The sequence below is a fragment of the Pseudoalteromonas sp. SG43-3 genome (assembly GCF_014164385.1).
Taxonomy (GTDB): domain Bacteria; phylum Pseudomonadota; class Gammaproteobacteria; order Enterobacterales; family Alteromonadaceae; genus Pseudoalteromonas; species Pseudoalteromonas distincta.
On sequence record NZ_JACJFC010000025.1, the window covers coordinates 16,912 to 40,406 of the forward strand.

The 23,495-nt window shown below is 36.5% G+C and carries 15 protein-coding genes and 1 pseudogene; 5 read left to right on the forward strand and 11 right to left on the reverse strand.

What is annotated here, in order from left to right; genetic code table 11:
* Window positions 1-158 precede the first annotated feature (158 nt).
* The 3 genes from H5157_RS18110 to H5157_RS18120 all read right to left on the reverse strand — a co-directional run bounded on the left by H5157_RS18110 (window position 159) and on the right by H5157_RS18120 (window position 5,928).
* Entirely contained in the window at window positions 159-3,305 is a 3,147-nt protein-coding gene (locus H5157_RS18110; protein WP_182725205.1) for a DEAD/DEAH box helicase, read from the reverse strand.
* A gap of 406 nt (window positions 3,306-3,711) precedes the next feature.
* A complete protein-coding gene (locus H5157_RS18115; RefSeq protein ID WP_182725206.1) occupies window positions 3,712-4,674 on the reverse strand; it encodes a transcriptional regulator in 963 nt (320 codons plus the stop codon).
* A gap of 15 nt (window positions 4,675-4,689) precedes the next feature.
* Window positions 4,690-5,928 carry an AAA family ATPase gene (locus tag H5157_RS18120; protein ID WP_182692735.1) on the reverse strand — a complete coding sequence of 413 codons (1,239 nt, stop codon included), beginning with the start codon at window positions 5,926-5,928 and terminating at the stop codon, window positions 4,690-4,692.
* Window positions 5,929-6,701: 773 nt separating this feature from the next.
* Between H5157_RS18120 and H5157_RS18125 the strand changes: the two genes are divergently transcribed.
* Window positions 6,702-7,916: a hypothetical protein gene (locus H5157_RS18125; RefSeq protein WP_024596523.1), complete on the forward strand. Its 1,215-nt coding sequence runs from the start codon at window positions 6,702-6,704 to the stop codon at window positions 7,914-7,916.
* A gap of 70 nt (window positions 7,917-7,986) precedes the next feature.
* Here the strand turns inward: H5157_RS18125 and H5157_RS18130 are convergent, their stop codons facing one another.
* The gene (locus tag H5157_RS18130) at window positions 7,987-8,862 is read right to left on the reverse strand and encodes a DNA replication terminus site-binding protein (RefSeq protein ID WP_182725207.1); all 876 of its coding nucleotides are present in this window, start codon (window positions 8,860-8,862) and stop codon (window positions 7,987-7,989) included.
* Between the two features lie 953 nt (window positions 8,863-9,815).
* Here H5157_RS18130 and H5157_RS18135 point away from each other — a divergent pair.
* Window positions 9,816-11,165, forward strand: coding sequence for a class II 3-deoxy-7-phosphoheptulonate synthase (locus H5157_RS18135; RefSeq protein ID WP_024596521.1), 1,350 nt, complete (start codon window positions 9,816-9,818; stop codon window positions 11,163-11,165).
* 63 nt (window positions 11,166-11,228) lie between these two features.
* Here H5157_RS18135 and H5157_RS18140 read toward each other — a convergent pair whose 3' ends face one another.
* A complete protein-coding gene (locus tag H5157_RS18140) occupies window positions 11,229-12,038 on the reverse strand; it encodes a pyruvate, water dikinase regulatory protein (protein ID WP_007583184.1) in 810 nt (269 codons plus the stop codon).
* 157 nt (window positions 12,039-12,195) lie between these two features.
* Between H5157_RS18140 and ppsA the strand changes: the two genes are divergently transcribed.
* Window positions 12,196-14,571: a phosphoenolpyruvate synthase gene (ppsA, locus tag H5157_RS18145; protein WP_182725208.1), complete on the forward strand. Its 2,376-nt coding sequence runs from the start codon at window positions 12,196-12,198 to the stop codon at window positions 14,569-14,571.
* A gap of 77 nt (window positions 14,572-14,648) precedes the next feature.
* Here the strand turns inward: ppsA and H5157_RS18150 are convergent, their stop codons facing one another.
* Window positions 14,649-14,849 carry a PGPGW domain-containing protein gene (locus H5157_RS18150; RefSeq protein WP_182725209.1) on the reverse strand — a complete coding sequence of 67 codons (201 nt, stop codon included), beginning with the start codon at window positions 14,847-14,849 and terminating at the stop codon, window positions 14,649-14,651.
* 145 nt (window positions 14,850-14,994) lie between these two features.
* Here H5157_RS18150 and H5157_RS18155 point away from each other — a divergent pair, with 145 nt between their 5' ends.
* Complete coding sequence (locus tag H5157_RS18155; protein ID WP_182725210.1) at window positions 14,995-18,042, forward strand: FAD-binding and (Fe-S)-binding domain-containing protein; 3,048 nt, start codon at window positions 14,995-14,997, stop codon at window positions 18,040-18,042.
* A 140-nt stretch (window positions 18,043-18,182) separates the two neighbouring features.
* Here the strand turns inward: H5157_RS18155 and H5157_RS18160 are convergent, their stop codons facing one another.
* Both H5157_RS18160 and H5157_RS18165 read right to left on the reverse strand, forming a co-directional pair.
* Complete coding sequence (locus tag H5157_RS18160; RefSeq protein WP_182725211.1) at window positions 18,183-19,382, reverse strand: sodium:proton antiporter; 1,200 nt, start codon at window positions 19,380-19,382, stop codon at window positions 18,183-18,185.
* Window positions 19,382-20,593 (reverse strand): tyrosine-type recombinase/integrase, encoded by a 1,212-nt coding sequence (locus H5157_RS18165; protein WP_182725212.1) that lies wholly within the window; start codon window positions 20,591-20,593, stop codon window positions 19,382-19,384. The genes H5157_RS18160 and H5157_RS18165 overlap by 1 nt, the downstream gene beginning before the upstream one ends.
* A gap of 149 nt (window positions 20,594-20,742) precedes the next feature.
* Between H5157_RS18165 and H5157_RS18170 the strand changes: the two genes are divergently transcribed.
* Window positions 20,743-21,306: a YSC84-related protein gene (locus H5157_RS18170; RefSeq protein WP_024596516.1), complete on the forward strand. Its 564-nt coding sequence runs from the start codon at window positions 20,743-20,745 to the stop codon at window positions 21,304-21,306.
* Between the two features lie 144 nt (window positions 21,307-21,450).
* On the opposite strand, the gene H5157_RS18175 is transcribed toward H5157_RS18170, so the two are convergent.
* The 3 genes and pseudogenes from H5157_RS18175 to H5157_RS18185 form a co-directional block, all read right to left on the reverse strand.
* On the reverse strand, window positions 21,451-22,095 hold the full coding sequence (locus H5157_RS18175; RefSeq protein WP_182725213.1) for a hypothetical protein: 645 nt from the start codon (window positions 22,093-22,095) through the stop codon (window positions 21,451-21,453).
* 134 nt (window positions 22,096-22,229) lie between these two features.
* A pseudogene (locus H5157_RS18180) lies at window positions 22,230-22,568 on the reverse strand (patatin-like phospholipase family protein); the annotation flags it as partial.
* A 186-nt stretch (window positions 22,569-22,754) separates the two neighbouring features.
* Window positions 22,755-23,486 (reverse strand): MIP/aquaporin family protein, encoded by a 732-nt coding sequence (locus tag H5157_RS18185; RefSeq protein WP_024591022.1) that lies wholly within the window; start codon window positions 23,484-23,486, stop codon window positions 22,755-22,757.
* Window positions 23,487-23,495 lie beyond the last annotated feature (9 nt).

The window sequence follows — 23,495 nt, forward strand, 5'->3', positions numbered from 1 at the left end:
CCAACTCAAAATGGGCTGGCTCAATCATTACTAAAATTAGTAACTAAATGGGAAATCAACATGATGCTTGTGTTAACTGCAATTAATCAACAAGCATAATGATAGACGTCCGCTTTTTAATTAAGTTCATAAAAAGATCAAAACTTTTTAGATCTTTTTTAGTTTTTAATTAATGACAACATTTGCTGCTCATCAAACTTTGTAAAGCTCATTGATTTATCAGTAAATAATGCATCAACAAGGGCTTGCTTGTCTTGCTGCATTTTAAATACTTTTTGCTCTATTGAGTTACTCATTATGAGCTTATAAACAAATACAGGATTAGTTTGACCAATACGGTAGGCTCTATCAGTCGCTTGCTTTTCTACTGCGGGATTCCACCATGGATCAAAATGAATAACGGTATCTGCTTGTGTTAAGTTAAGGCCTGTTCCACCGGCTTTTAAGCTAATTAAAAACACGGATGTTTTACCACTGGTAAACTCGTCGATTACTTTATCTCGTTGACGCGTTTGCCCTGTAAGCATACTAAAGTTAATGTTTATTTCTTCAAGGCGTTGGGCTATTAAATCGAGTGCCGATGTAAACTGACTAAATATAATAATCTTACGACCCAGGCTTAGCATAAGCGGTAAGTGTGTTGTTAACCATTCAAGCTTAGCGGAGCCTGCTTGAGTATCTGGATCTATTAATTTAGGGTGGCAACAAATTTGCCTTAACTTTAAAAGCGCCTCTAAAAATGCAAGCTTACTTTTTTGTGCGCCTTGTTCGGCAAATAAGTCTATTAGCTTCTCTTCTAATGAACGTGTAATGCCTTGATACATTTCTTTTTGCTTAGGCTCAAACTCAAACTCTTTTGTAAGCTCTGTTTTTTCAGGTAACTCTTGCGCTACTTGTGCTTTAGTGCGGCGCATTATAAAGGGCATAATTAACGCTTTTAACTGCTCAGCCCTCTGCATATCAGCTTCACGCTCAATAGGTGTTTGAAAGTGCTGCTTAAAGTGGGCTTGAGACCCAAGTAACGATGGCATAGCAAAATCGAGTAACGATTTAAGCTCAAGTAAATTATTCTCGATTGGAGTACCACTTAAACAAAGTTTAAAGTCGGCATTTAAGCGTTTAACTAATCGTGAGACCTGTGCGGTATCGTTTTTAATGTATTGTGCTTCATCGAGGATAATATTTTCAAAATATAATGGCGAATAATATGCAATATCACGCTTTAAAAGCGGGTATGTAGTAAGAATGCATTGCGCTTGTGCTAAGTGTTGTAAAGGATCGTTACGGTTTGATCCAAAAATAGTGGTTACTTTTAAACTTTTAGCAAACTTAGTAATTTCGTTTTTCCAATTACTCACCAAGCTAGTTGGGCACACTATAAGTGTAGGGCCTGCTTGTGGGCGATTAAATGTACTCGCTAAAAATGCAATAACTTGGAGTGTTTTACCCAACCCCATGTCGTCAGCTAAAATACCACCTAATTGATGACGTTTTAAAAAGCTAAGCCAATCAACGCCTTGCTGTTGGTACTCACGAAGTGTTACTGAGTCATTTAAGCCATGTAATGAAACCTTAGGCATTGCCTTATCGGTATTATTTAACTCTTGTAAATATAGCTCAAGTGAATCGTCGTGAAGCTCTACGTTAATAGCTGTGTGCTTTACTAGTTCAGGCAAATACGAAAGCGGAATATTAAATTCGTCACGTGTTTTTACAAATTCAAAACGTTCTTTAAATTCGTTTAATAAGTTAATGGCAGACTTATTAATAACCCCAAATTGACGGCCAAGCGGGTAGTAATAAAACAGTTCACTTTGGCGATTCAATGACTGATAAAGCGAATCAGCATTAGTAAACAACAGCGATGCTTTTGCGTCACACAACAATACTTTGCAGTGCATTTGATGCCCTGCTGCACGGTGTACATGTAAACTCACTTCACATTGTGGATTAGGGCTTGTTACTTTACTTACACTGACTTGCCAACCACGCTGCTTAAAGCCAGGGAATACTTCGTATATTAGCCAATGCAAATGGATAGGAGATTGCTTTGTAAATACAAGCTCACTTTGTAAACCCCCTTTACAAAATTCAAACCCTAGATTGATTAGCTCGTTAGTTACGGTGTTTTCAAATGCGCTATTTATAGTACTTGCTGGGGCAGAACCAGCTAAATAGTTTTTATTTTTATACTTAAATAACAGCGAAAGTGATAAACCTTGCTCGCCCATTGTTACTTTTAAAACAGCATTACTAGATAGCTTAGGTAACGTTGGCTGCAAGTTAGTAGGGTGCGGTATAACACCTGCACCAAAGTTATCGGCAAGCTGTTTATATATTCTGTCAAAATTAGCGTCATGCAAAGCAGGCATAGTTTGTAAATGCGCTATTTCGTCTGCACTCAATGGGGTACGAAGACGACCCGCTTTTAAATGATCTAAATCGAGATAAGTAGGCGGTGTTGTTTTTAATAAAGCCCAGTTTTGGGTTTGCTCAAGCTTAATAACTAATTGTGATAGATCTTTATCTTGCTCCCATCTAAAACTCAATGCTTGGCCAGATTGCGCTTTAATTGGAACGCGAGAGCGCTGAAAAAACAAGCGCTCAGTAGCTATCAATTGTTGTAGGGCACTAAAGCCCCATTGGCCTTTTAGCTCAATACTTCCTACTGCATTTTGTGAACGTATCCAACTAAATAATCTAAAATCACTTTCGAGTAAATCATTTGGCGTTACGAAACTATTTAACTGTTGCTCTGTGAGGTTTCGGCCTAACGTGTAATTCTTTTTAGTCTCAAAATTAGCTATTTTAGGTGTTAAAAATACTTTGTTATTTTCAATATCTAATACAAATAATAATACTTGCGACGGTGTATGTTGATCACCACTTTTAAGAGCGCTTAATTCACTAAACCAATCATTAATGAAGTAATCTTCACCGTATTCACCAGAGTGCTCTATTTTAAGCTTAAACAAAATAGCAGCTAAATGTCGGCATTTGGTTTTTGCATTACACGTACAGTGTGTATCAACAGAATAACCAGTTGGTACTTTACTGATCTCAATACGTTGGTTAAATGATGATCCGTTATCCACTTGCACGGTAGAGTCTACAACAGAAAAATTAGGGGTATGCTCTAGCCAGGTGATTTGACCTTTCTTGTAGTACTCTTTGCCTTTATCTAAGACATTTTCGCGGAAAAGTTTTTTAATAAAGCGTTCAGAAAGAGGAAACTGGGTAGCCTGCTCATTTTTAATTTCTTCAAAAATAGCCATTAAATCATTTTTTGATAAGTTAGCAGACATGTCACTCTAAGCATTAAATTTTAAAAATAATTCTGCCAGTATATGCCTTATGTGCTCTGAGCTAAAGCACTATTAACAAGATATAAACTGGTTGGAGCTGATAGCTTAGTAAAAAATCGGTTTATAGGTAAAAATGAGTATAAAATTTCGCAAAATATTAGGCACTACATACAAATATAAAGATTAAACGACACGTTATAGATCACAATTTTACTAACAATAATTATAAACCAAGAGCAAATAGCTAAAAGGGGGCGATTAGTTAGTAAAAAAGTGATCTTGAAGAGGAATTATGATTATTTAAGGTAGTATTAGGCTAGTAAAGATCAGATTTTTACTAACAAAACAATCTGTCAGATCAGTATTTAACTAAGTAGACACGTCTGACAGATCATTATTTAACTAACTAATTAAAAGCACTTAATAGCTTAGTTAATTGTTCTAAGCGTTTGTCTGTCATCACTTTATTGTCGATTTTGATAGACACATCACCACTTTTTAAATTGCGTTGTACCGATACAAACTTATTTTCAAGTACAGCTTCACGCTTAACAGCAGCTTGAGGCTCAGCAGTTAGGCATTTGGTGATTGCCATTGCACGCTTGTCGTCACTTATAATGGCGTTTAGCTCTTCATCACTAGCTAGGTCACTAACAAGATGATTAAACGCCTCTTGGTCTCTCTCCTTTGCGCTCATGAGCTTTTTAGCCACTTCGCGACCCACGTGATTCGCAGTAGGGTAGAGTGCAATAACTTCAGCAGGTATTTGTTCATACGCTTTAACAGCATCTGCAATGGCGGTGTGTGATACACCTTCAATTGCAGCAATCTCTCTGTAAGATCCTTTTTTACCTTGTTCAATAAGCTCATTTTTAGTTTGCTGGTAAGCTTGTCCTAGCTCCCATAGACTTGGAGCGATATATTGATCTGAAGATACAGCTAAAATTTTAGCGTCTTGCTCAGTAAAGTCACTTGAACTAAGTACTAAATAATCAGCGTTACCTAAAATACAGGCCATACGACGGCGAGAACCCGCTAAGACTAAGCTTTTATCACCCTGATCCCAAAGTAACGCAGGGTGCTGATTACGGCCATCCTCTGCAATGGCAGGTAAAATATCCGATACTGACTTTTCGTTAAGAAGTGCTTGTACACGGCGGTTTTTACCGTACACACCTGTTGTAGATTCAATGTCAGCGTGTGCGATCACTTTGCAAATAAGAGTAATTTGGCGCTCAGGATCGCTCGGTGCTGGCATGCGAATTACATCACCAGCATTTGCTTGTTCAAGTAATGCGTCAAGGCTACTACTTCCTACAGCTGTTGCAAAAGGATCTAAGCGGGTGTCATTTTTACGTTTTTTAGCCATTTTTATTTAACATCCTTACTTAGGGGTATTGAGTGTTGATTGAGTTGACTGCCAATTTGAACGAATAAGCATTTCTAGCTCATCGACAACATCTTTAATATTTTCTTGAGCGCGCATTAGTGATTCACGGCTTGCTAAGCTGTCTGACGCTTTTTGATCAAAAATAGTATTGAAAGACGAAGAGCTAGCAGTAATCGCCGAGCTGTGGTTGATTGGGTAACTCATAACTTGGCGACCGAATGCACTACGAACATCTTTAACAATATCGCGCTGTGAGTGATTACCTTTTACATAGTTGGTCACTAAAAACTGCATAAAGTCCCATCCCTCATGGCCAAGTGCCGCAACGGTATGGTAAATCTCGCCTAGTCGTTTTAAATATTTATTATTAGCATCAAAGTCTACAGCTTCTGGATGAACAGGGATAAGCATCGCAGTAGAAGCCATTAATGCATTATAAAACATAAAGTTAAGAGTTGGAGCTGTATCTATTAATATAATATCAAACTCGTCTTTAACAGGGTTAATTACTTTTTCAAGTAACTTATGGTAATGACGAGTTTGCTCATAATTTGAGGTGTCTTTGAGTAATGTTGCAGTTTCGTGCTCAAAATAAAAATCGTCCATACCTGATGGTAGTACACGAATATTTGGGATGTGCGTTGATAAAAATGAGTTTGAAACAAATTCAGGCCATGTTTCGCCCTCATCTAAATCTATACAATCACGCATTAAATCACCAACAGTAATTGGGTCATGCTCGCTTGAAGGAAAAAAGCTTGAAGAAGAACCTTGAGGATCTAAATCAATTATACCAATGCGATAGCGCTTAATATTTGTAGTTGCCAGCGCTGCTGCAATATTAACCATGCTAGTTGTTTTGCCACAGCCACCTTTGAGAGAATTAATGACAATAACTTGCAGTTTGTCATCACCAGTACGATGATCTGGTTTAATATCCATAATATCAGCCATAGCAAAAATGTTTACTAATGTGTAAGCATAATGACCATTGGCGCCGCGTTTTATGTTTAAATCATCAAAGTCACCGTTGTCATGACGTCTTTTTAAAGTACGATTATTACAACCTAATAAATCGGCAGCTGCTTTTTGCGTATAAGTTCTTAATTCTTTTTCTTCTGATTTAAGATGAGCACGATAGTGCTGAATACGACCTTCTAAAGATTTTTCAGCTACTTCTGCAGTTGCTTTTAAAAGCCGGTAGGTACTTAGCGCGTTATTATTGATAGACATACTTTCTTCCTCAAAGTTAGGCAGTTAGTATAATGTCCATTCAAATTGCTGTAAACAACTATTTAAGACGACATGCATTTTAAAAAGAAGACATTTAAAAATACTTTTACACTTTTAATATTGCTTAGTATAAATAAAGAAGTTTAAAGGTGGTTAAATATATAAGGTAGTAAAGGTTAAGGACCTTAAATTAACACATAACATTATGATTAATATAAACAATATAAAAAAAAGCAGATCAGCGTTATACTTGGTTAAGATCAGATCTTTATCTACCTGCAGATCACCTTTTTACTAAGCCTTATTTTTTAAATCAAGTTATACACAGGTTGCGCATAAGGTTATGAACAAAAAAAGCCCTTGAGATCAATTTTTTACTAAGTAAATTATAAAGTTATGCACTAACCTTAGCGTCAATAGGTACGTTTAATTAGTATAGATCTGATCTGTACTTGGTACAGATCAGATCTATGCTAACTCGATAAGTCTTTATCCACAGGGATATTAATTTTCGTATGAATTTGTCGTGCTAAATTTTAAAATAAAGCCATTGTGATGGACAAAATAACAGCTGAGTTAGTAAAAAACCGGTTTGAGATGACCTAGTTAGTAAAAATATGATCTGAAATCGCAAGTTATATACATTACTTAGTATAATAGTGATCTAAACGTTTTATTTAAAGTCAGATCACTTTTATACTAACTTAAACATTTAACTTTTGTTGTTTAATGTGTTGTTATTAGATGTCGCAATAAAAATGGAAATAAGAACAATGAGCCGAAAGGTCAACATCTCGGTAGATAATTTGCCCGATACACTCAGGGGCCAAATCCACGGGGTGGAAAGTGCAATTGATAACGAAAGTTTAGCACTATTTACAGACAACAAAGACGTGCGAATTTCTATTGAAAATGCAGCTCATGGTTTACGTGCATATTCAAACACGTTTAATCATTATGATTTGTGGGGCCGTTTTGTTCGCTCTGGCTATAAAAAATTGCCACTTGAAGAAGCGCCTAAAAAAACAATCATTACGCGTAAAATATCAGAGAAAGTAGATGGTATTTTATACGATGGTGAGATAAAAATTACCCCTGCTGTTGTCAGTACTCGTAAAGATGGTGAAGATATTGAGTATCTTGTTTGGCCATCGGACAGAGAAGAAAAAGTAGAACGAGCACTTATTCGTTTAGCTTCTAAAGGCAAAATAGTTAAAATTAATTTTAAGTCCGGTATTCAATACGCGGTTGTTTTTTCTATGAACGAATTAGCGCAAGAGCTCAAAGCGGTAGGGCAGTCAATGCCATATCCTGCTATTAAAGAGTCACTTGAAGCATTGCAAGGTTCTAAACTTTCATTTAAATATTCAGCAACCGATACTAAAAACTCCGATATAGATGATTCGTTTTACGAGTCAAATATGAACTTTTTATCGTCACTTCACTTTAGTGGCAAAAAAGGTCAAGGTGGCAATGTAAAGTGTGTGGCCTGCTTAAATGCGTTTGTTCATAACATGATTGATAACCTTGAATACAAAGGGTATTACTTTAATAGTGCACAAGAACTAAAACGGGGATTATCGCGTTGGATGATGCTTCGTTTGTATCACCTTTGGCGTTATGCAGCTCCAGGTAAAACGTATCATTTTAGATTACTTTCTATTATGGAAAAATATGGATCTATTTATTCAACTGATGATATTACGGAAAATAAATTAAAAGCGCTTCGTCGTGATATGACCACCACAATGAAAGATTTGATTGAAAAAGGTGCTATATCAGAATACAGCATTACAAACGTCAAAGATGACAAAACTGGTAACATTATTGATTACACATACGAAATGCACCCCTCTGATCAGTTTTGCGATGAAATACTTACATTGAACAAACACAACAAACGCATTGAGATTCAAGGCGGTAAACGTATTGTTGAAAATGCAGTGTTAATTGATGAAGATAAAATAGAAGAGATAGTAGAAAAATAATAAACGTTATTTTAAAGACTGTACATATTTACTAAAAAGGCCACATATTGTGGCCTTTTTAACATAATAGCTATCGGTCAACTTGTTCTAAATATAGCCTATCAACTAAAAAATCATACTCACGTTTTCGAGGATGAGCTTCGGGTTTTTTATAATCAGGTAAGATACCTAGTTTAACGTCTGCTTCTGGATTAATCAGAATAAATGGTAATGCGGCGCTCACATGATAGCGGTTTTGTGCTGTGTATCTCACATTAACTTGAGGGCTTACACGAGTAGGGCGACGAATTCTTAATTTTTCCTTTTCACCTAAACTAGCAACCCGTAATTGTTCTTGAGCTACAAGTGATTGCCATTTTTGTTGATCTATCATTCTTGGATTTCGATAACTGGCTGATTTGTCGAGCATTTCGAGGGCCATTTTTTTAGTCAATGTTTTAGTTGCGTGCTTGTGCATCCAAGTAAACCTAACAGAAAATGGTGATTCACTCTCACTGTGAATCTTACGATAAGCAGCAAGTGTTATTAAATTTGGTATTGCATTATGAACAGCCTCAAATCGGGCATCGTTATTATCAATTGCCAATATACACTCTTTGAAACTAGCTTTAGCTTTGTTAACCTGTGCTATACGATTATTTAAAGCTTGTTTATCTGCATTTTTAATAACAAGTAAACCAGGGTGCCTTTTTAACACGCGACTGCTTAAGCCCGATTTTTTATAAATGTCAGAAAAGGAGTTTAAAATTGCCTTTTGAGCCGGCGCTCCAGTTATTTTAGAGACATGTATGGACTCAGGAACCTTATTTTCATCTAAATTACTTACATCAGGTAACTGATAGTACTCTGCTCTGGAAAACTCACATTCGTTTAATTCCTCAATTAACCTTAAAGTTAATTCGTTCATTAAATCAAACTGACTCCTAATTTGCACTTTAGTAACCACGGCACACCTCAAAGAACACATCTTACTAACTTCATATTATTGCATGCACTTTGTATTGAGTAAATATTTAATCAAATAATACTAGGTGTTCAGACCATATCAAAAGTAAATAATGTATGATGTGTTCTTTCTGGAGTAAATGGTTCTACTTATTCCTGTAATTTAGTACTGTTTTATTGATTAAAGAGTTAGTCCGCTTAGAGCTTAATTGCCCATATAGTGTAATAAATGAGAAATGTAAAATGAACTTGGTGCGGTTGTATTCTAAATAATAGTGTTAGTTTTGGTTGTTTCTCTAATTAGTGATTAATATTATAACGTGTTTTAACTATGGGTTTATCATCCAAAAGCTTAGAATGTCATACATGATTTTTGCATGAGAGCCATTTAAGGCATCTCTGGCAGTTAAGTTTTTAGTTATCACAACTTGCTAAATAACGTTGGCGGCAGGGTGGGAAGGTGAGTGGTGAATCAGCAGATTACCTTGTGTCAGTTGTAAGTATATTCTGGTATCAGAATAATCAACAGCGCTATTCTACTAGGCTTAAAGTACATATAAATGAGCAACACAAAATGCCATATCATATATTTAGGCCTGCACATAGCCCCTGTTAGTTAATAATTAATTTAGCGCGTAAAGTTAAGAGTACATTTGATGCAATTTAAGTATGATGTGTTCTTAGGTAAAATACATATAATATACCCTTGTGCTTTATTTATTCTCAATGTGTTAAAATTGAAACTAATTAACTCTAAATGTATGTTTTAAATCACTTTAGTTTATTTGAAATAAAACTAAAGTGATTGTTATATAACCACCTGAGTTAAGTAAAATTACTTTTATACTTAACTCATAACTAAATAATTGGAAAATAGTGAATTTAGTCCTTGAACATAGGGGTCTGCATACGTTAATTTCTTCTTATCAGGTAATGTAGGAATGAGGAAAAATTATGTCATCGTGGAACCCAAATAGCTGGAGAGAGCTGCCAATACTGCAACAGCCACAGTACCCAGATCAAGAAATACTTAAATCAGTTGAAGGCCAATTAAAAACGGCTCCGCCTCTAGTTTTTGCAGAAGAAACAAGAAGCCTATTCAAACAACTTGAAGACGTGTGCGAAGGTCGTGCATTTTTACTTCAAGGTGGTGACTGTGCCGAGTCGTTTAGCGATTTTAATGCCGCTAATATTCGCGATACATTCAAAACAATTTTACAGATGGCTGTTGTATTAACTTACGGGGGTAAATGCCCTGTAGTTAAAATAGCGCGTATGGCTGGTCAATACGCTAAACCTCGTTCAGCAGACTTAGAAACAATTAATGGCGTGTCTTTACCATCTTACCGTGGCGACATCATCAATAATATTGAGTTTACAGAAGAAGCGCGCATTCCAGACCCACAACGTTTAATGACTGCATACCATCATAGTGCTGCTACGTTAAACTTATTACGTGCATTTGCACAAGGTGGCCTAGCCGATCTTCACCAGGTTAACCGCTGGAACATGGGCTTTGTTGCTGCAAATCCACTTAAAGAAAAATACCAACAACTTGCAGATAAAATTCAAGACGCACTAGAGTTTATGGAAGTGTGCGGAATTAACTCTACAATTGCGCCAAGCTTAAAAGAAACCGATTTATACACTTCTCACGAAGCTTTACTACTTGGTTACGAAGAGGCACTAACACGTCGCGACCATTTATCGGGTGATTGGTACGATTGTTCTGCTCACTTTGTTTGGATTGGTGAACGTACACGCCAACTAGACCACGCACATATTGAGTTCTTTAAAGGCATTAAAAACCCAATTGGTGTTAAAGTTGGCCCAGGTATGGACCCAGACGACCTAATTCGTTTAATTGACGCATTAAACCCAGATAACATTCCTGGTCGTTTAACGCTAATTACGCGTATGGGTGCAGACGTACTGCCAGAAAAACTCCCAGCTCTAGTAAGAAGAGTTCAACAAGAAGGCCGCAAAGTAATTTGGAGTTCTGATCCAATGCACGGTAATACTGAAAAAGCGACTTCAGGTTACAAAACGCGTAACTTCGATAATATCATGCGCGAGATCAGTCAATTCTTCGCTGTACACAAAGCTGAAGGTTCATACGCAGGTGGTGTTCACCTAGAAATGACAGGTCAGCACGTAACAGAATGTACAGGCGGTGCTTACGGTTTATCTGACGATGACTTAGCACAGCGTTACAAAACACAGTGTGATCCACGCCTTAACGCCGACCAAGTATTAGAGTTAGGCTTTTTAGTAGCTGATTTACTAAAAGACGCACGTAAATAATATTTATTGATACAAAAAAAACCGCTTAGTTGCGGTTTTTTTATTTCAAATTTGATGAGTAAGTCAGTACTTACGTCGCTCCAAGTCTGTTTCTATCAGTATTTTTGCAGAAATCTCTTCAACAGAATGATGCGTAGAATTAAAGTAAGCTATTTTGTGACGCTTATACAACATTTCTACTTCGCGCACCTCAATACGGCACTGTTTAATTGAAGCATACTTAGAGTTAGCCATACGTCGATGCCTTATAGCCGCAAGCCTCTCAGGGTCAATCGTCAGTCCAAATAACTTATGTTTATAAGGGACTAAACATTTAGGCAAACCTTCATTATCTAAATCTTCTTCTGTAATAGGGTAGTTAGCCGCTTTAATGCCGTACTGCAGTGCTAAGTATAAGCTTGTCGGTGTTTTACCACTTCTGCTAACGCCAATTAAAATGATGTCTGCTTCGGAAAAGTTTTTAATATTTCCACCATCATCATTCATAAGAGCATAGTTAACCGCATCAATTCTAAAATCATAACTTTTTTCGTGGATAGAATGCGTACGATGCATTTTTGGAACAGGGGCTACATTGAGCTCTTTTTCTATTTTTTCGCTATACGTAGTTAAAAAATCATACGTAACTGCATCAGCCGATTTTATAATTTCACTTAAATTGTGATTTACAAAAGTAAAAAACACGAAAGGCTTTTCACCTGTTTTTGCAGCGGTTGCATTAATTAAAGCTTTAATTTCGTGTGCTTTTTCTTCAGTTTCTACAAATGGAATTGTTTTATGATTAAAATCGATAGGAAACAACGACAAAGTCGCATGCCCAAATACCTCTGAAGTAATTGCTGTTCCATCTGATATATAAAAAGCAGTTCTCATAATTAACCTTTTTATTGCGTTTAAATCCCTAAAATGGGTTTCCCACGGTTTACGTGAGGACTGTTGCCAGTGTAGAATGATGACGGCCTTTATAAAAGGTTTTCTTTCTTAACTCTCACAGTTAGACCTACAATTTGTTTTTTTTGGAGAAAGATCCGTGCAAGAATACGTTCTCTGGTATCAAGAGCTTGGTATGCAAGATGTTCCTCGAGTTGGCGGTAAAAACGCGTCACTTGGCGAAATGATTTCAAACCTCGCAAACGCTGGTGTACAAGTACCGGGTGGTTTTGCAACTACCGCAGATGCTTTTAATGAGTTTCTAGATCAATCAGGACTCACCGCCAAAATTCATGACATCCTAGATACACTTGATGTTGATGATGTAAATACACTCGCTAAAGTCGGTGCCGATATCCGCCAATGGATAATCGACACACCATTCCAACCAAACCTAGATCAAGCCATTCGCGAAGCATATAGCCAACTCCATGGCGATACTGCAGCAGATGTTTCATTTGCAGTACGTTCATCAGCTACCGCTGAAGATATGCCAGATGCATCATTCGCAGGCCAACAAGAAACTTTCCTTAACGTTGTCGGTATCGATTCAGTCATGGTCGCTATTAAACACGTATTTGCTTCATTATTTAATGACCGCGCAATCTCATATCGTGTTCACCAAGGTTACGATCACCGTGGTGTAGCGTTATCAGCAGGTATACAGCGCATGGTACGTTCAGATAAATCAGCATCTGGCGTAATGTTTAGTATTGATACAGAGTCTGGTTTTGAAGACGTTGTATTTATTACATCAAGCTATGGCTTAGGTGAAATGGTTGTACAGGGCGCGGTTAACCCTGATGAATTTTATGTTCATAAACCAACACTCCTTAAAAACAAACCTTCAGTAGTACGTCGTAATATTGGTTCTAAAGCCATACAAATGATTTACTCAGAAGACAAAGCACATGGTAAGCAAGTAGACATCGTTGATGTTGACCCTGAGCTTTCTAATAAATTTTCGATTACAGATGAAGAAGTGCAAGATCTTGCCAAACAAGCTGTAATCATTGAAAAACATTACGGTCGTCCTATGGACATCGAATGGGCAAAAGACGGAAACGACGGCAAACTATATATAGTTCAAGCACGTCCAGAAACTGTCCGCTCAAACGAAGACTCAAACGTAATGGAACGTTTTCAATTAAATGGCACAAGTAATGTACTTGTTGAAGGCCGTGCAATTGGTCACAAAATTGGTAGCGGTGTTGTACGTGTTCTTGATTCAATTAAAGAAATGGACCAGGTACAAGTAGGCGACATTTTAGTAACCGATATGACCGACCCTGATTGGGAACCAATCATGAAACGTGCAGCAGCTATTGTTACAAATCGTGGTGGCCGTACGTGTCACGCGGCAATCATTGCGCGCGAACTTGGTATTCCAGCAGTTGTTGGTTGTGGTAATGCAACTGATTTAATTAAAGCGGGACAAGAAGTAACAGTATCGTGCGCCGAAGGCGATACCGGCTTCATTTACGAAGGTATTTTAGATTTTGAAATACTAACGTCACGCGTTGATAAAATGCCAGAACTACCAATGAAAGTAATGATGAACGTGGGTAACCCCGATCGCGCCTTTGACTTTGCACGCCTACCGCATGCAGGTGTTGGCCTTGCGCGAGTTGAATTTATTATCAACCGTATGATTGGCGTTCACCCTAAAGCGTTATTAAATTTTGATGCGCAAACAGATGCATTAAAAGCAGAAATTACTGACATGATTGCCGGTTACGAATCACCAGTAGAGTTTTACATAACAAAACTGGTTGAAGGTATTTCAACGCTTGGTTGTGCTTTTGCACCGGAGCGTGTAATTGTGCGTATGTCTGATTTTAAATCAAACGAATACGCAAACCTAGTTGGTGGCCAGCAATACGAGCCAGAAGAAGAAAACCCAATGATTGGTTTTCGTGGCGCCGCACGTTATATCTCTGAAGATTTCCGCGATTGTTTTGCATTAGAATGTGAAGCTATAAAACGCGTAAGAAACGACATGGATATGGCAAACATAGAAATCATGATCCCATTCGTACGTACCCTTGAAGAAGGTAAACGCGTAATTGAACTACTAGAAGAGCATGGCCTTAAACGTGGTGAAAATGGTCTTAAAGTAATCATGATGTGTGAGCTGCCTTCAAATGCATTACTTGCTGATGAATTTCTAGAAATGTTTGATGGTTTTTCTATCGGCTCTAACGATTTAACACAGTTAACGCTTGGTCTTGATCGTGATTCAGGTTTAATCGCACATTTGTTTGATGAGCGTAACCCAGCAATTAAAAAGCTACTTTCTATGGCAATTAAAACAGCTAAAGAAAAAGGCAAGTACGTAGGTATTTGTGGTCAAGGTCCTTCAGATCACGAAGACTTTGCAGCATGGTTAGTAGATCAGGGCATTGATTCTGTTTCACTAAATCCAGACACAGTGATAGAAACATGGTTATACCTAGCTAAAAAATTAGCAAAGTAATAAATAGGTAAGCTATGAAAAATGCCAGCAATGTATTGCTGGCATTTTTTATACTCAATTAAAAGTAAATTAACGGGCTAGTTTTTATCTAAATAAGCACATGATTTAGTTAACGCCTTTTGGCAAAGTGATAAGTAGTGTCGCGCTTTAGGGTAGTAAAACGAAAAACACAATAAACCCGCCATAAAAAATATAAGTGATGGGCCAGGTACAACCGCAAAAAATAATCCTAGCAAAATAAATAACACGCCAATGATCTGTAATAGTAATTTTTTCATATAACACACCTCATTACTCGTTAACTTGAGTATAATTTAAGCTGCATTAAAATCGACTAAAAGAGTGTTACAAACTGTAAAATCTTCAATTTCTATTCGCCATCACCATGATATAATTAATCAAATGCCCTAAAATATCGCCGTCATGATAGCAACAATTACACAGCAAGATGCCGCGACAGAACTTGTCGCAAATTACCTAAGTACCATTGCAAACCAAGGTTTTAGTGGAGATACCGATGCCAGTTATGCAACGCGTATTACTGCTTCAACCGATAACAGTGTGTATCAGGAAATACCCCAAGGTGTTATTTTTCCAAAAAATGAAAAAGATATTCAACTCGCACTGCAAACTGCATCTCGCGACCCATTTTTATCATTAACTTTTGGCCCTCGTGGTGGCGGAACAGGTACTAATGGACAATCGTTAACACCAGGTATTGTTGTAGATTTGTCACGCTATATGCGCGAAATCCTCGAAATAAATGTTGAAGAAGGCTGGGTACGCGTTCAAACCGGCGTAATAAAAGACCAACTTAATGACTTTTTAAAACCTTATGGTTTTTTCTTCTCGCCCGATTTATCTACCAGTAACAGGGCAACTATTGGTGGCATGATAAGTACTGACGCCTCTGGGCAAGGTTCGTTAGTTTACGGAAAAACAAGCGATCATGTTTTAGGGCTTACAACTTATTTGGTCGATGGCACGCCTATGTGTACCTCACCAATAGATATCGACAAAGCAAAAATTATAGCCGAGCAAGACTCTTTAATTGGTAGTTTATATAAAACAGTTTTAGATATTTCAGTTAATGAACGCGCAGCTATTTTAGCTAAGTTTCCACGATTAAATAGGTTTTTAACCGGTTACGACCTAGAGCATGTGCTAAGTGATGACTTACTTACTTTTGACATGAGCCGACTAATAACAGGTTCAGAAGGCTCATTAGGTATAGTAACTGAAGCTAAATTAAACCTAACACCGATTGCCGAATTTAAAACCCTTATAAATATCAAGTACGATAGTTTTGACTCAGCACTTCGTCATTCACCGTTTTTAGTTGATGCACGCGCAACATCGGTAGAAACCGTAGATAGCAAAGTTTTAAACTTAGCGCGTGAAGACATCATTTGGAATTTAGTATCGGACTTAATAACCGACGTACCAAATAAAGATATGCAAGGCCTTAACATGGTCGAGTTTAATGCAGTATCAAACGATGATATAAAAGACAAAGTAGACACACTTTGTAAGCTTCTAGATGAATGCGTAGCAAATCAAACTAATGGCGTTATTGGATATCAGTTAACCAGTGATAAAAGCGATATACTAAAAATTTACGCAATGCGTAAAAAATCAGTAGGTTTATTAGGTAATGTAAAAGGCAGTCAAAAACCACTCGCCTTTGCAGAAGACACTGCAGTACCCCCTGAAAATTTAGCAGATTATATTGTCGAATTTAGAGCATTACTCGACAGCCATAATTTACAATATGGTATGTTTGGCCATGTTGATGCTGGGGTTTTACACGTACGCCCAGCACTTGATATGTGCGACCCAGAACAAGAAAAACTACTTAGAACTATTTCAGATCAGGTCGTAAAACTAACCGCTAAGTACGGTGGTTTAATGTGGGGCGAACACGGTAAAGGTTACCGAAGTGAATATAGTCCTGAATTTTTTGGTGAGCATTTATATACGCAACTTCGTAAAATAAAAACAGCTTTCGATCCTAACAACCGTATTAACCCCGGTAAAATATGCACTCCTATCGATAGTGAAGACTCACTAGTTAGTGTTGATGGACAAAAAAGATCACACTTCGATAAGCAAATATCAATAGAAGTTAAAACCAGTTTTAACAATGCAATGACCTGTAATGGTAATGGCATATGCTTTAATTACGATGAAAATTCACCTATGTGTCCATCGTATAAAGTAACTGGCGATCGTCGTAATTCACCAAAAGGACGCGCAAGTTTAATGCGCGAATGGCTTCGTTTACAAGAGTCAAAAAATGTAGATTTACTCGAAGTAGAAAAGCAGCTTAACAAAGGTGAAGTAATCACCTGGTGGGAACGTTTCGTTCACAGCCGCGAAAAACGAAAAGGTATTTACGACTTTTCTCACGAAGTAAAAGCGTCAATGGATGAATGTTTAGCGTGTAAAGCATGTACAACTGCCTGCCCAATTAAAGTAGATGTTCCTACTTTTCGTTCGCGCTTTCTAAATTATTATCATAGTTATTATGCACGTCCGCTAAAAGATTACCTTGTTGGTAACATAGAAAACAGCGCGCCATTAATGGCAAAGTTTGCAAAAGTTATAAACCCAATTGTTAAAACATCATTAGTAAGCAATGTTATTAAAAAAACAGTTGGCTATGTTGATACACCACAGTTAAGTATTCCTGCACTTTCAAAGCGTATTACTAAAACACAAAAATTTGATTTTGATTTATTAAATAAATTAAATGCAGAGCAACAAAGTGAATATGTATTAATAGTACAAGACCCATTTACGAGCTTTTACGAAGCCGAACTAGTAGAAAGTTTTATTACTTTAATAACCCAACTTGGCAAAAAACCAATGCTATTACCTTTTAAACCAAATGGTAAACCGCAACACGTAAAAGGTTTTTTGCATGAATTTAAAGTTACAGCTAAAAATGCAGCTGAGTTTTTAAATAAATTAAATGATATCAATGCACCGTTAGTCGGTTTAGATGCGTCACTCGTTATGTGCTACCGCGATGAATATAATACAATTTTAGAAAATAACCGTGGTGAATTTAATGTGCAACTTGCCCATGAATGGTTAGAAACACAATCGTTTAAATCACTAAGCGCAAAACAAAATACAGATACCGAATTTACATTACTGAGTCACTGTACTGAAACAACTGCACTGCCAAAAGCGGCAAATGTTTGGCAAACAATTTTCAGTGATATTGGTTTAACATTAAAAACAACAAATACGGGTTGCTGTGGAATGGCGGGGACTTATGGCCACGAAGCACAAAATCAAGATAACTCACGTGCACTTTACGAAATGAGTTGGAAACCAATTGTAGATAAAAATAAACCAGAACAACTTTTATCTACGGGCTTTTCTTGTCGTAGCCAAGTTAAACGTTTTGAGAAGTTTAAACCCAAACACCCAATTGAATTACTCGCACAGGTACTTAGCTAATAAAAGTTAAAAAAAGGCGTAACTTAAAAATAAGTTACGCCTTTTTTTATTAATACCCATTCGCTTAATTAAATGATCGTTTTTGAGGCTGGAAAAACGCCTTGATACCTCGTCAAAAAATTCACTATTTTTTATAAAAGCTATTTAGATTTTTTAGCGAAACTGTCTGCAATTGGCTTTGTACTTATACCGTGAATAAATACACTAAACAAAATAGTCGTCATTGCTATTGTCGCTATTTGATATTTGTTTTCTATTTGCGTATCAATCACCATCAATGTAAAAACAATTGATGCTAATCCTCTTGGTCCAAACCACGCAAATGTAAAACGCTCTTTAATATTCAATGTCGTAAACTGCAGTGACAACATAACAGGAATTATTCTAATTAATGTTGTACTTAATAAAGCGTAAATTATAATTTCAGTATTTAATTTCGGGATAATTAAGTAAGCACAAACAAACCCAAACAAACACCAAATCATTAGCGATGTAAAATCTGCGATGTGCTCTGAGTCTTCAATTAATTCTGTTCTAACTTCTTCAGTCGAAAATTTATCAAATAGTAAACCTGCAATAAACACCGCAATAAATCCACTGCCATGAAAATACTGAGTGACAGAAAACACAGCCATAGCAAAACCAAGTAATAAAAATGGACTGGTATTTTGTGCAAAGTAATGACGTTTCATTGCAAAGTTTAAACTCGGTATAAAAACAGCGATACTTGTAATAGCTATTAATAGAGCCAGGCCAAGCTCTCGGCCAAACACACTTAATGTTTGTGTTGCAGTAATAGCTGAGTCAGGATTTTTAGCGAGTAATATAAATATTAAAAATATGGGCACACATAATCCATCGTTCAAACCACTTTCAGTATTTATTCCTTCGCGTATTTTTTCAGGCACTTGTGTACTTGCTAGTAACCCTTTACTTAATGCCGCATCAGTAGGTGTTAAAATAATTGCGAGCAACGCCGCTTGAATAAGTGAAAGCTCAGCAAAGAAAAATAAAGCAACAGCAATACCGAGTAATAATGTTAAGGGTAGGGCAACAAACAATAGTAAACTAGGATACTGAAAACTATGCCTTAAAACACTTAGCTTTGATTTAGCAGCATCTGAAAACAAAAATATACTTAGCGTAAGCTCTATAAATGGTAATAAAAGATCAACGCCTTCTTTTATTTTATGTCCTTCGTTGGGTAGCATAAAAGCTAAACATATTCCGCCGACAACAAAAAACATTGGGCCTGTTACTTCTGTTTTTTCTAACTGGCGAAGTGTTAAAGAATAAATTAAAAATAGTCCGCCTATAAATGATATTACTAAATACTCCATTAAATTTTCCTTTTAAGTCCTGATTTTGCTCGCTCTTTAATATTTGTTTGAATATAAATTTGATCGGTAGTCGCAATTTTAGAATGGCCTAAATCTTCTGATAAATGTTTGAGCGGTCTGGTTTGCGCATCATGTGTAGCACCAGTATGACGAAGCCAATGTGCAGTTGCAGCGCCAAGTTGTTCAGCGTCATCTTTAAAACCATCATTAAGTAATGATTGCTGAGCATAATCAAAACTTTGTTGAACTAAACGCCTAATTTGCCTTACGGTCATACCACCTTGACCGCGAATTTTATGAACTAACGGCTCAGATTCATCAACCCGAGGAAGGGCAGGTAGACCTCGATATAATCTGTATCGTTTTAAATATTCAACAAAATCATCACTTAAGGTTACATCTCGTAATTTATTACCTTTACCCATTATACGTAAAAACCAAAATCCATCATTATCTTGCCAAAAATGAGACATCACCGGCGACCATTGTGGGCGCTCAGATAATTCTGAAATTCGTAAATAAAGACCTTTTAAGCAGGCAAGCGTAAACAAATTTCGCTCTAAATCAGGGTTATGTTCGCATAAATCACGCGTTACACCAAAAACGTATTCCCATTGAATATCACTTAATGTATCAGGAATTTGAATTTGTGATTGAACAACTAAATACGGGCTATTTTTTTTAACAACAGGGACAAAGTTCGCGAATGTTTTTTCTTCGAGTAGGGCAAACTTATAAAATACATTTAAGGCAGTAAACATGGCCGATAAAGTTTGTTGGCTGGCAGTCGATTCTTTTAGCATAAAAGGGCGCCAATTTTGATTTAATCTACGAATTCCTTGCTCATCTTTATAACGCCATTGCACTGAAGTTGCAGCCCATTCTTTATCAGGTTCAACCATAAAATCAACGTAAGCTTCAATATCTTCACGTTTTAAATCGAATACTGATTTTTCTGCTATTAACCACGACCATAAATAAAAGCGTTCAAGTTCATTTCGAAAACGGCTATAAGTCGCTTCTGATTTTCTGCCATAAACATATAAAAACTGATATAAGAATGTCAGATCGGCTTTTGATTCAGTTACAGTCAAGTAAACTTCCTGTATAAAGGATGCAAGTTCTGGGTATTCTGAATTTAGAGTACCGTCATCTAGATGGGCAATTTGATATCTTAATTGTTTTAACGTATCAACCAAAGCAACAAGCATAATGTATAAATATTCAATTAAATAATAGGTTTACAGAATAACGTTAAAGTCCGATACTGTCTAGTATTGGACATAGTAAAGCTCTAATTATTTTAATACTGTGATTATTCTATGGTTGTTGGTTGCTATATCTTATTAAGGAAAACATTATGAAAAAACTAATTATACTAAGCATACTGGCTTTAACTGTTGCGTTAACTGGGTGTGCTACTACAGGTAGTGCATCACCAAGCGAAAAACGTTCACTTGTACAAAGTATGAAAACAAATACATTAGATAAATTATACGCTGAAAAACCTGACGTTAAAAAACAAATTGCTAATTCGGCTGGTTACGCTGTTTTTGATAACGCGAACGTAAATGTTGTTTTAGCCAGTTTTGGTGGCGGTTACGGCGTAGTTAAAAATAACCTTACTGGTAAATCGACTTACATGAATATGGGTGAAGCCGGTTTAGGGCTTGGTTTAGGTGTAAAAGATTTTAACGTTGTAATGGTTTTTCATAATCAAGCTGCACTAAATAGATTTATTGAACATGGTTGGGCATTTGGCGGAAACGCTGATGCAGCAGCTAAATATGAAGATAAAGGCGGTGCATTGGTTGCCGAAGCGATTGCAGATCAAGTGACTGTATATTCTGTAACCGAAAATGGCCTTGCACTACAAGCTGTATTAAAAGGTACCAAGTTTTGGGTTGATTCAGAGCTTAATTAACCACCAAATTACTCTCTTAAAAGCGAGCTGGTTTGCATAATCACGCTCGCTTTATTAAAACCCATTCAATTTAACATAACGTATTTTATGGGTTGAAATACAATTCCTAGATAATGAGAGTTTCAATTATTTAGGTCAGGTCTCTTAGTTAAATTCTCCTATTGTTTCATGAATAGCATTCCAAGCAGATTCTTTATCCCCACTAAGGAGGTAAACCAGTTTATTAAGACTAATAGCGCAGAAGTTTCTTTTGTTTAAAAAGTCTAATTGTGATGGATGAATAAATTTATTAAGACGTTCATTAAAGTCATGTCCAATTGGGCCATTGAAGATAAATAATCCTTTATGTGGTGTTGGATGTTTAGTCATACCACCACTCCAAGTGAACTGCTCAGAAGACCCGAGCCCATGTTTTCTAGCATTTTCTTCACCTGATAAGTTAAAAACCCAGTCATCTAACTGTCTAAGATCACTTAACTTTGGAGATATATTTTTAGAAGATTTAACCTCAATTACAATACTATCTTGGATTGAGAAGTTATTATCTGGAGAGATAGTAAAATCTTCATATCCATTTCTACCGTTTTTAATATTGAAACCCGCTTTTTTAAAAAGTTCTTTAACCCTTAACTCTAAAGGTTTACCTGATAGATCTTTGTCATTACCTAATGATAGCTCTCCAGTTTCATGCAGTTTTTCTAAATTGGACCTCAGGAATTCTTCGGCTTCTCCGATAGTTAATACACTAGCTTCTTTTAAAATAGCTAAAAGCTTTTCTTCATATTTCATTTAAACCTACAAACTTAAAGTTGTAAAAAAATGTACAGAGTTTTCATCATACATCTAATTAATTTTTACATTTCCTACTAAGAATTTAACAGCGTTTAAATCTTCAGGCAATTATTAAATGATATTTAATAATTTTACGACTTAGTTTGGCGTGAAAGTATTTTATCAAACGCTTCAGCCAATTTTTCGGTTTCACTAAAAATGGTATTCCAATATTTAATGCGTGTATCGGCATCGAGATCGGTAAAGTCATTTCTGTCTGGAATTTTTCCGTAAGGTAAGCTTGCTACAAATTCTTTTGATGGGGTAATCATCACTACGTTGTCGTAATTAAGTGGTGATACTTTACGTTTTAAATTTTTATCAAACCACCCTGCTTTTGGCTCTGAATTAAAATGCGGATATAAAATTAAGCCTGGGTTATTAATTTTTAAGTCAAAGTGGTAATCGATAATTCCGCCGTCGCGATATATAAATTTTTTATACTTTTTTATTTATATTTTTGTATTGGTAATAGCCTTAGCTTTAAATAAAAAAGGGCTACACGCCCTTTTTTATTTAACTATATTGCTTATATAAATTATATTTTTCTTTTGTGTGTTCAGAAAAGTAGTCTGTGTATAATCATTTTTTAGTAAAATTAAATAACTATATTTCAATTATTTAACTAATATATATAATAAAGCTGCTAAAACACTCCCTATTATTGGACCAACTACCGGGATCCATGAGTAACCCCAGTTACTATCAATTTTACCTTTTATTGGTAATAAAGAATGTACAATTCGCGGGCCTAAATCTCGAGCTGGATTTATTGCATATCCAGTAGTCCCACCCAGAGAAAGTCCAATACCCCAAACAACAAAAGCAACAGGTATAGCGCCTATTGAACCTAAGCCTATTTTTACGCCAGAGCCATCGTCAATTTCAGCTGAAGAGAAGTAAAAAACACAAATTAATAAAACGAAGGTCCCTATTATTTCACTAAGTATATTTCTAAACGTATTTGGTATAGCTGGAGATGTACAGAAAACAGCTCGTTTTAAGGTGGGATCGTCAGTGGCATCGAAATGATCTTTATAAACTGCATAAACTAACGAAGCGCCAACCATCGCGCCAATAAATTCCGCTAAAATATAACTTGGAACTTCGGACCATGGAAATGATCCAGCTACGGCTAAGCCTATTGTTACTGCAGGGTTAAGGTGTGCTCCACTATAGGGACCGGCAACAACCACGCCGATAAAAACACCAAGTCCCCAAGCAGTGGTAATCGTCATCCAACCGCCGCCATGGCCTAGTGTTTTCTTTAGTATGTCATTGGCTACAACCCCGCCCCCAATTAAAATAAGCAGTGCAGTTCCTAGTATTTCAGCTAAGAAAGGTGACATTTTAATATT

Coding starts and splice junctions, on each gene's coding strand:
- H5157_RS18110 (WP_182725205.1), bottom strand. CDS start 3,305: ATGTCTGCTAACTTATCAAAAAATGATTTAATGGCTATTTTTGAAGAA.
- H5157_RS18115 (WP_182725206.1), bottom strand. CDS start 4,674: ATGGCTAAAAAACGTAAAAATGACACCCGCTTAGATCCTTTTGCAACA.
- H5157_RS18120 (WP_182692735.1), bottom strand. CDS start 5,928: ATGTCTATCAATAATAACGCGCTAAGTACCTACCGGCTTTTAAAAGCA.
- H5157_RS18125 (WP_024596523.1), top strand. CDS start 6,702: ATGAGCCGAAAGGTCAACATCTCGGTAGATAATTTGCCCGATACACTC.
- H5157_RS18135 (WP_024596521.1), top strand. CDS start 9,816: ATGTCATCGTGGAACCCAAATAGCTGGAGAGAGCTGCCAATACTGCAA.
- H5157_RS18140 (WP_007583184.1), bottom strand. CDS start 12,038: ATGAGAACTGCTTTTTATATATCAGATGGAACAGCAATTACTTCAGAG.
- H5157_RS18150 (WP_182725209.1), bottom strand. CDS start 14,849: ATGAAAAAATTACTATTACAGATCATTGGCGTGTTATTTATTTTGCTA.
- H5157_RS18155 (WP_182725210.1), top strand. CDS start 14,995: ATGATAGCAACAATTACACAGCAAGATGCCGCGACAGAACTTGTCGCA.
- H5157_RS18160 (WP_182725211.1), bottom strand. CDS start 19,382: ATGGAGTATTTAGTAATATCATTTATAGGCGGACTATTTTTAATTTAT.
- H5157_RS18165 (WP_182725212.1), bottom strand. CDS start 20,593: ATGCTTGTTGCTTTGGTTGATACGTTAAAACAATTAAGATATCAAATT.
- H5157_RS18170 (WP_024596516.1), top strand. CDS start 20,743: ATGAAAAAACTAATTATACTAAGCATACTGGCTTTAACTGTTGCGTTA.
- H5157_RS18175 (WP_182725213.1), bottom strand. CDS start 22,095: ATGAAATATGAAGAAAAGCTTTTAGCTATTTTAAAAGAAGCTAGTGTA.
- H5157_RS18185 (WP_024591022.1), bottom strand. CDS start 23,486: ATGTCACCTTTCTTAGCTGAAATACTAGGAACTGCACTGCTTATTTTA.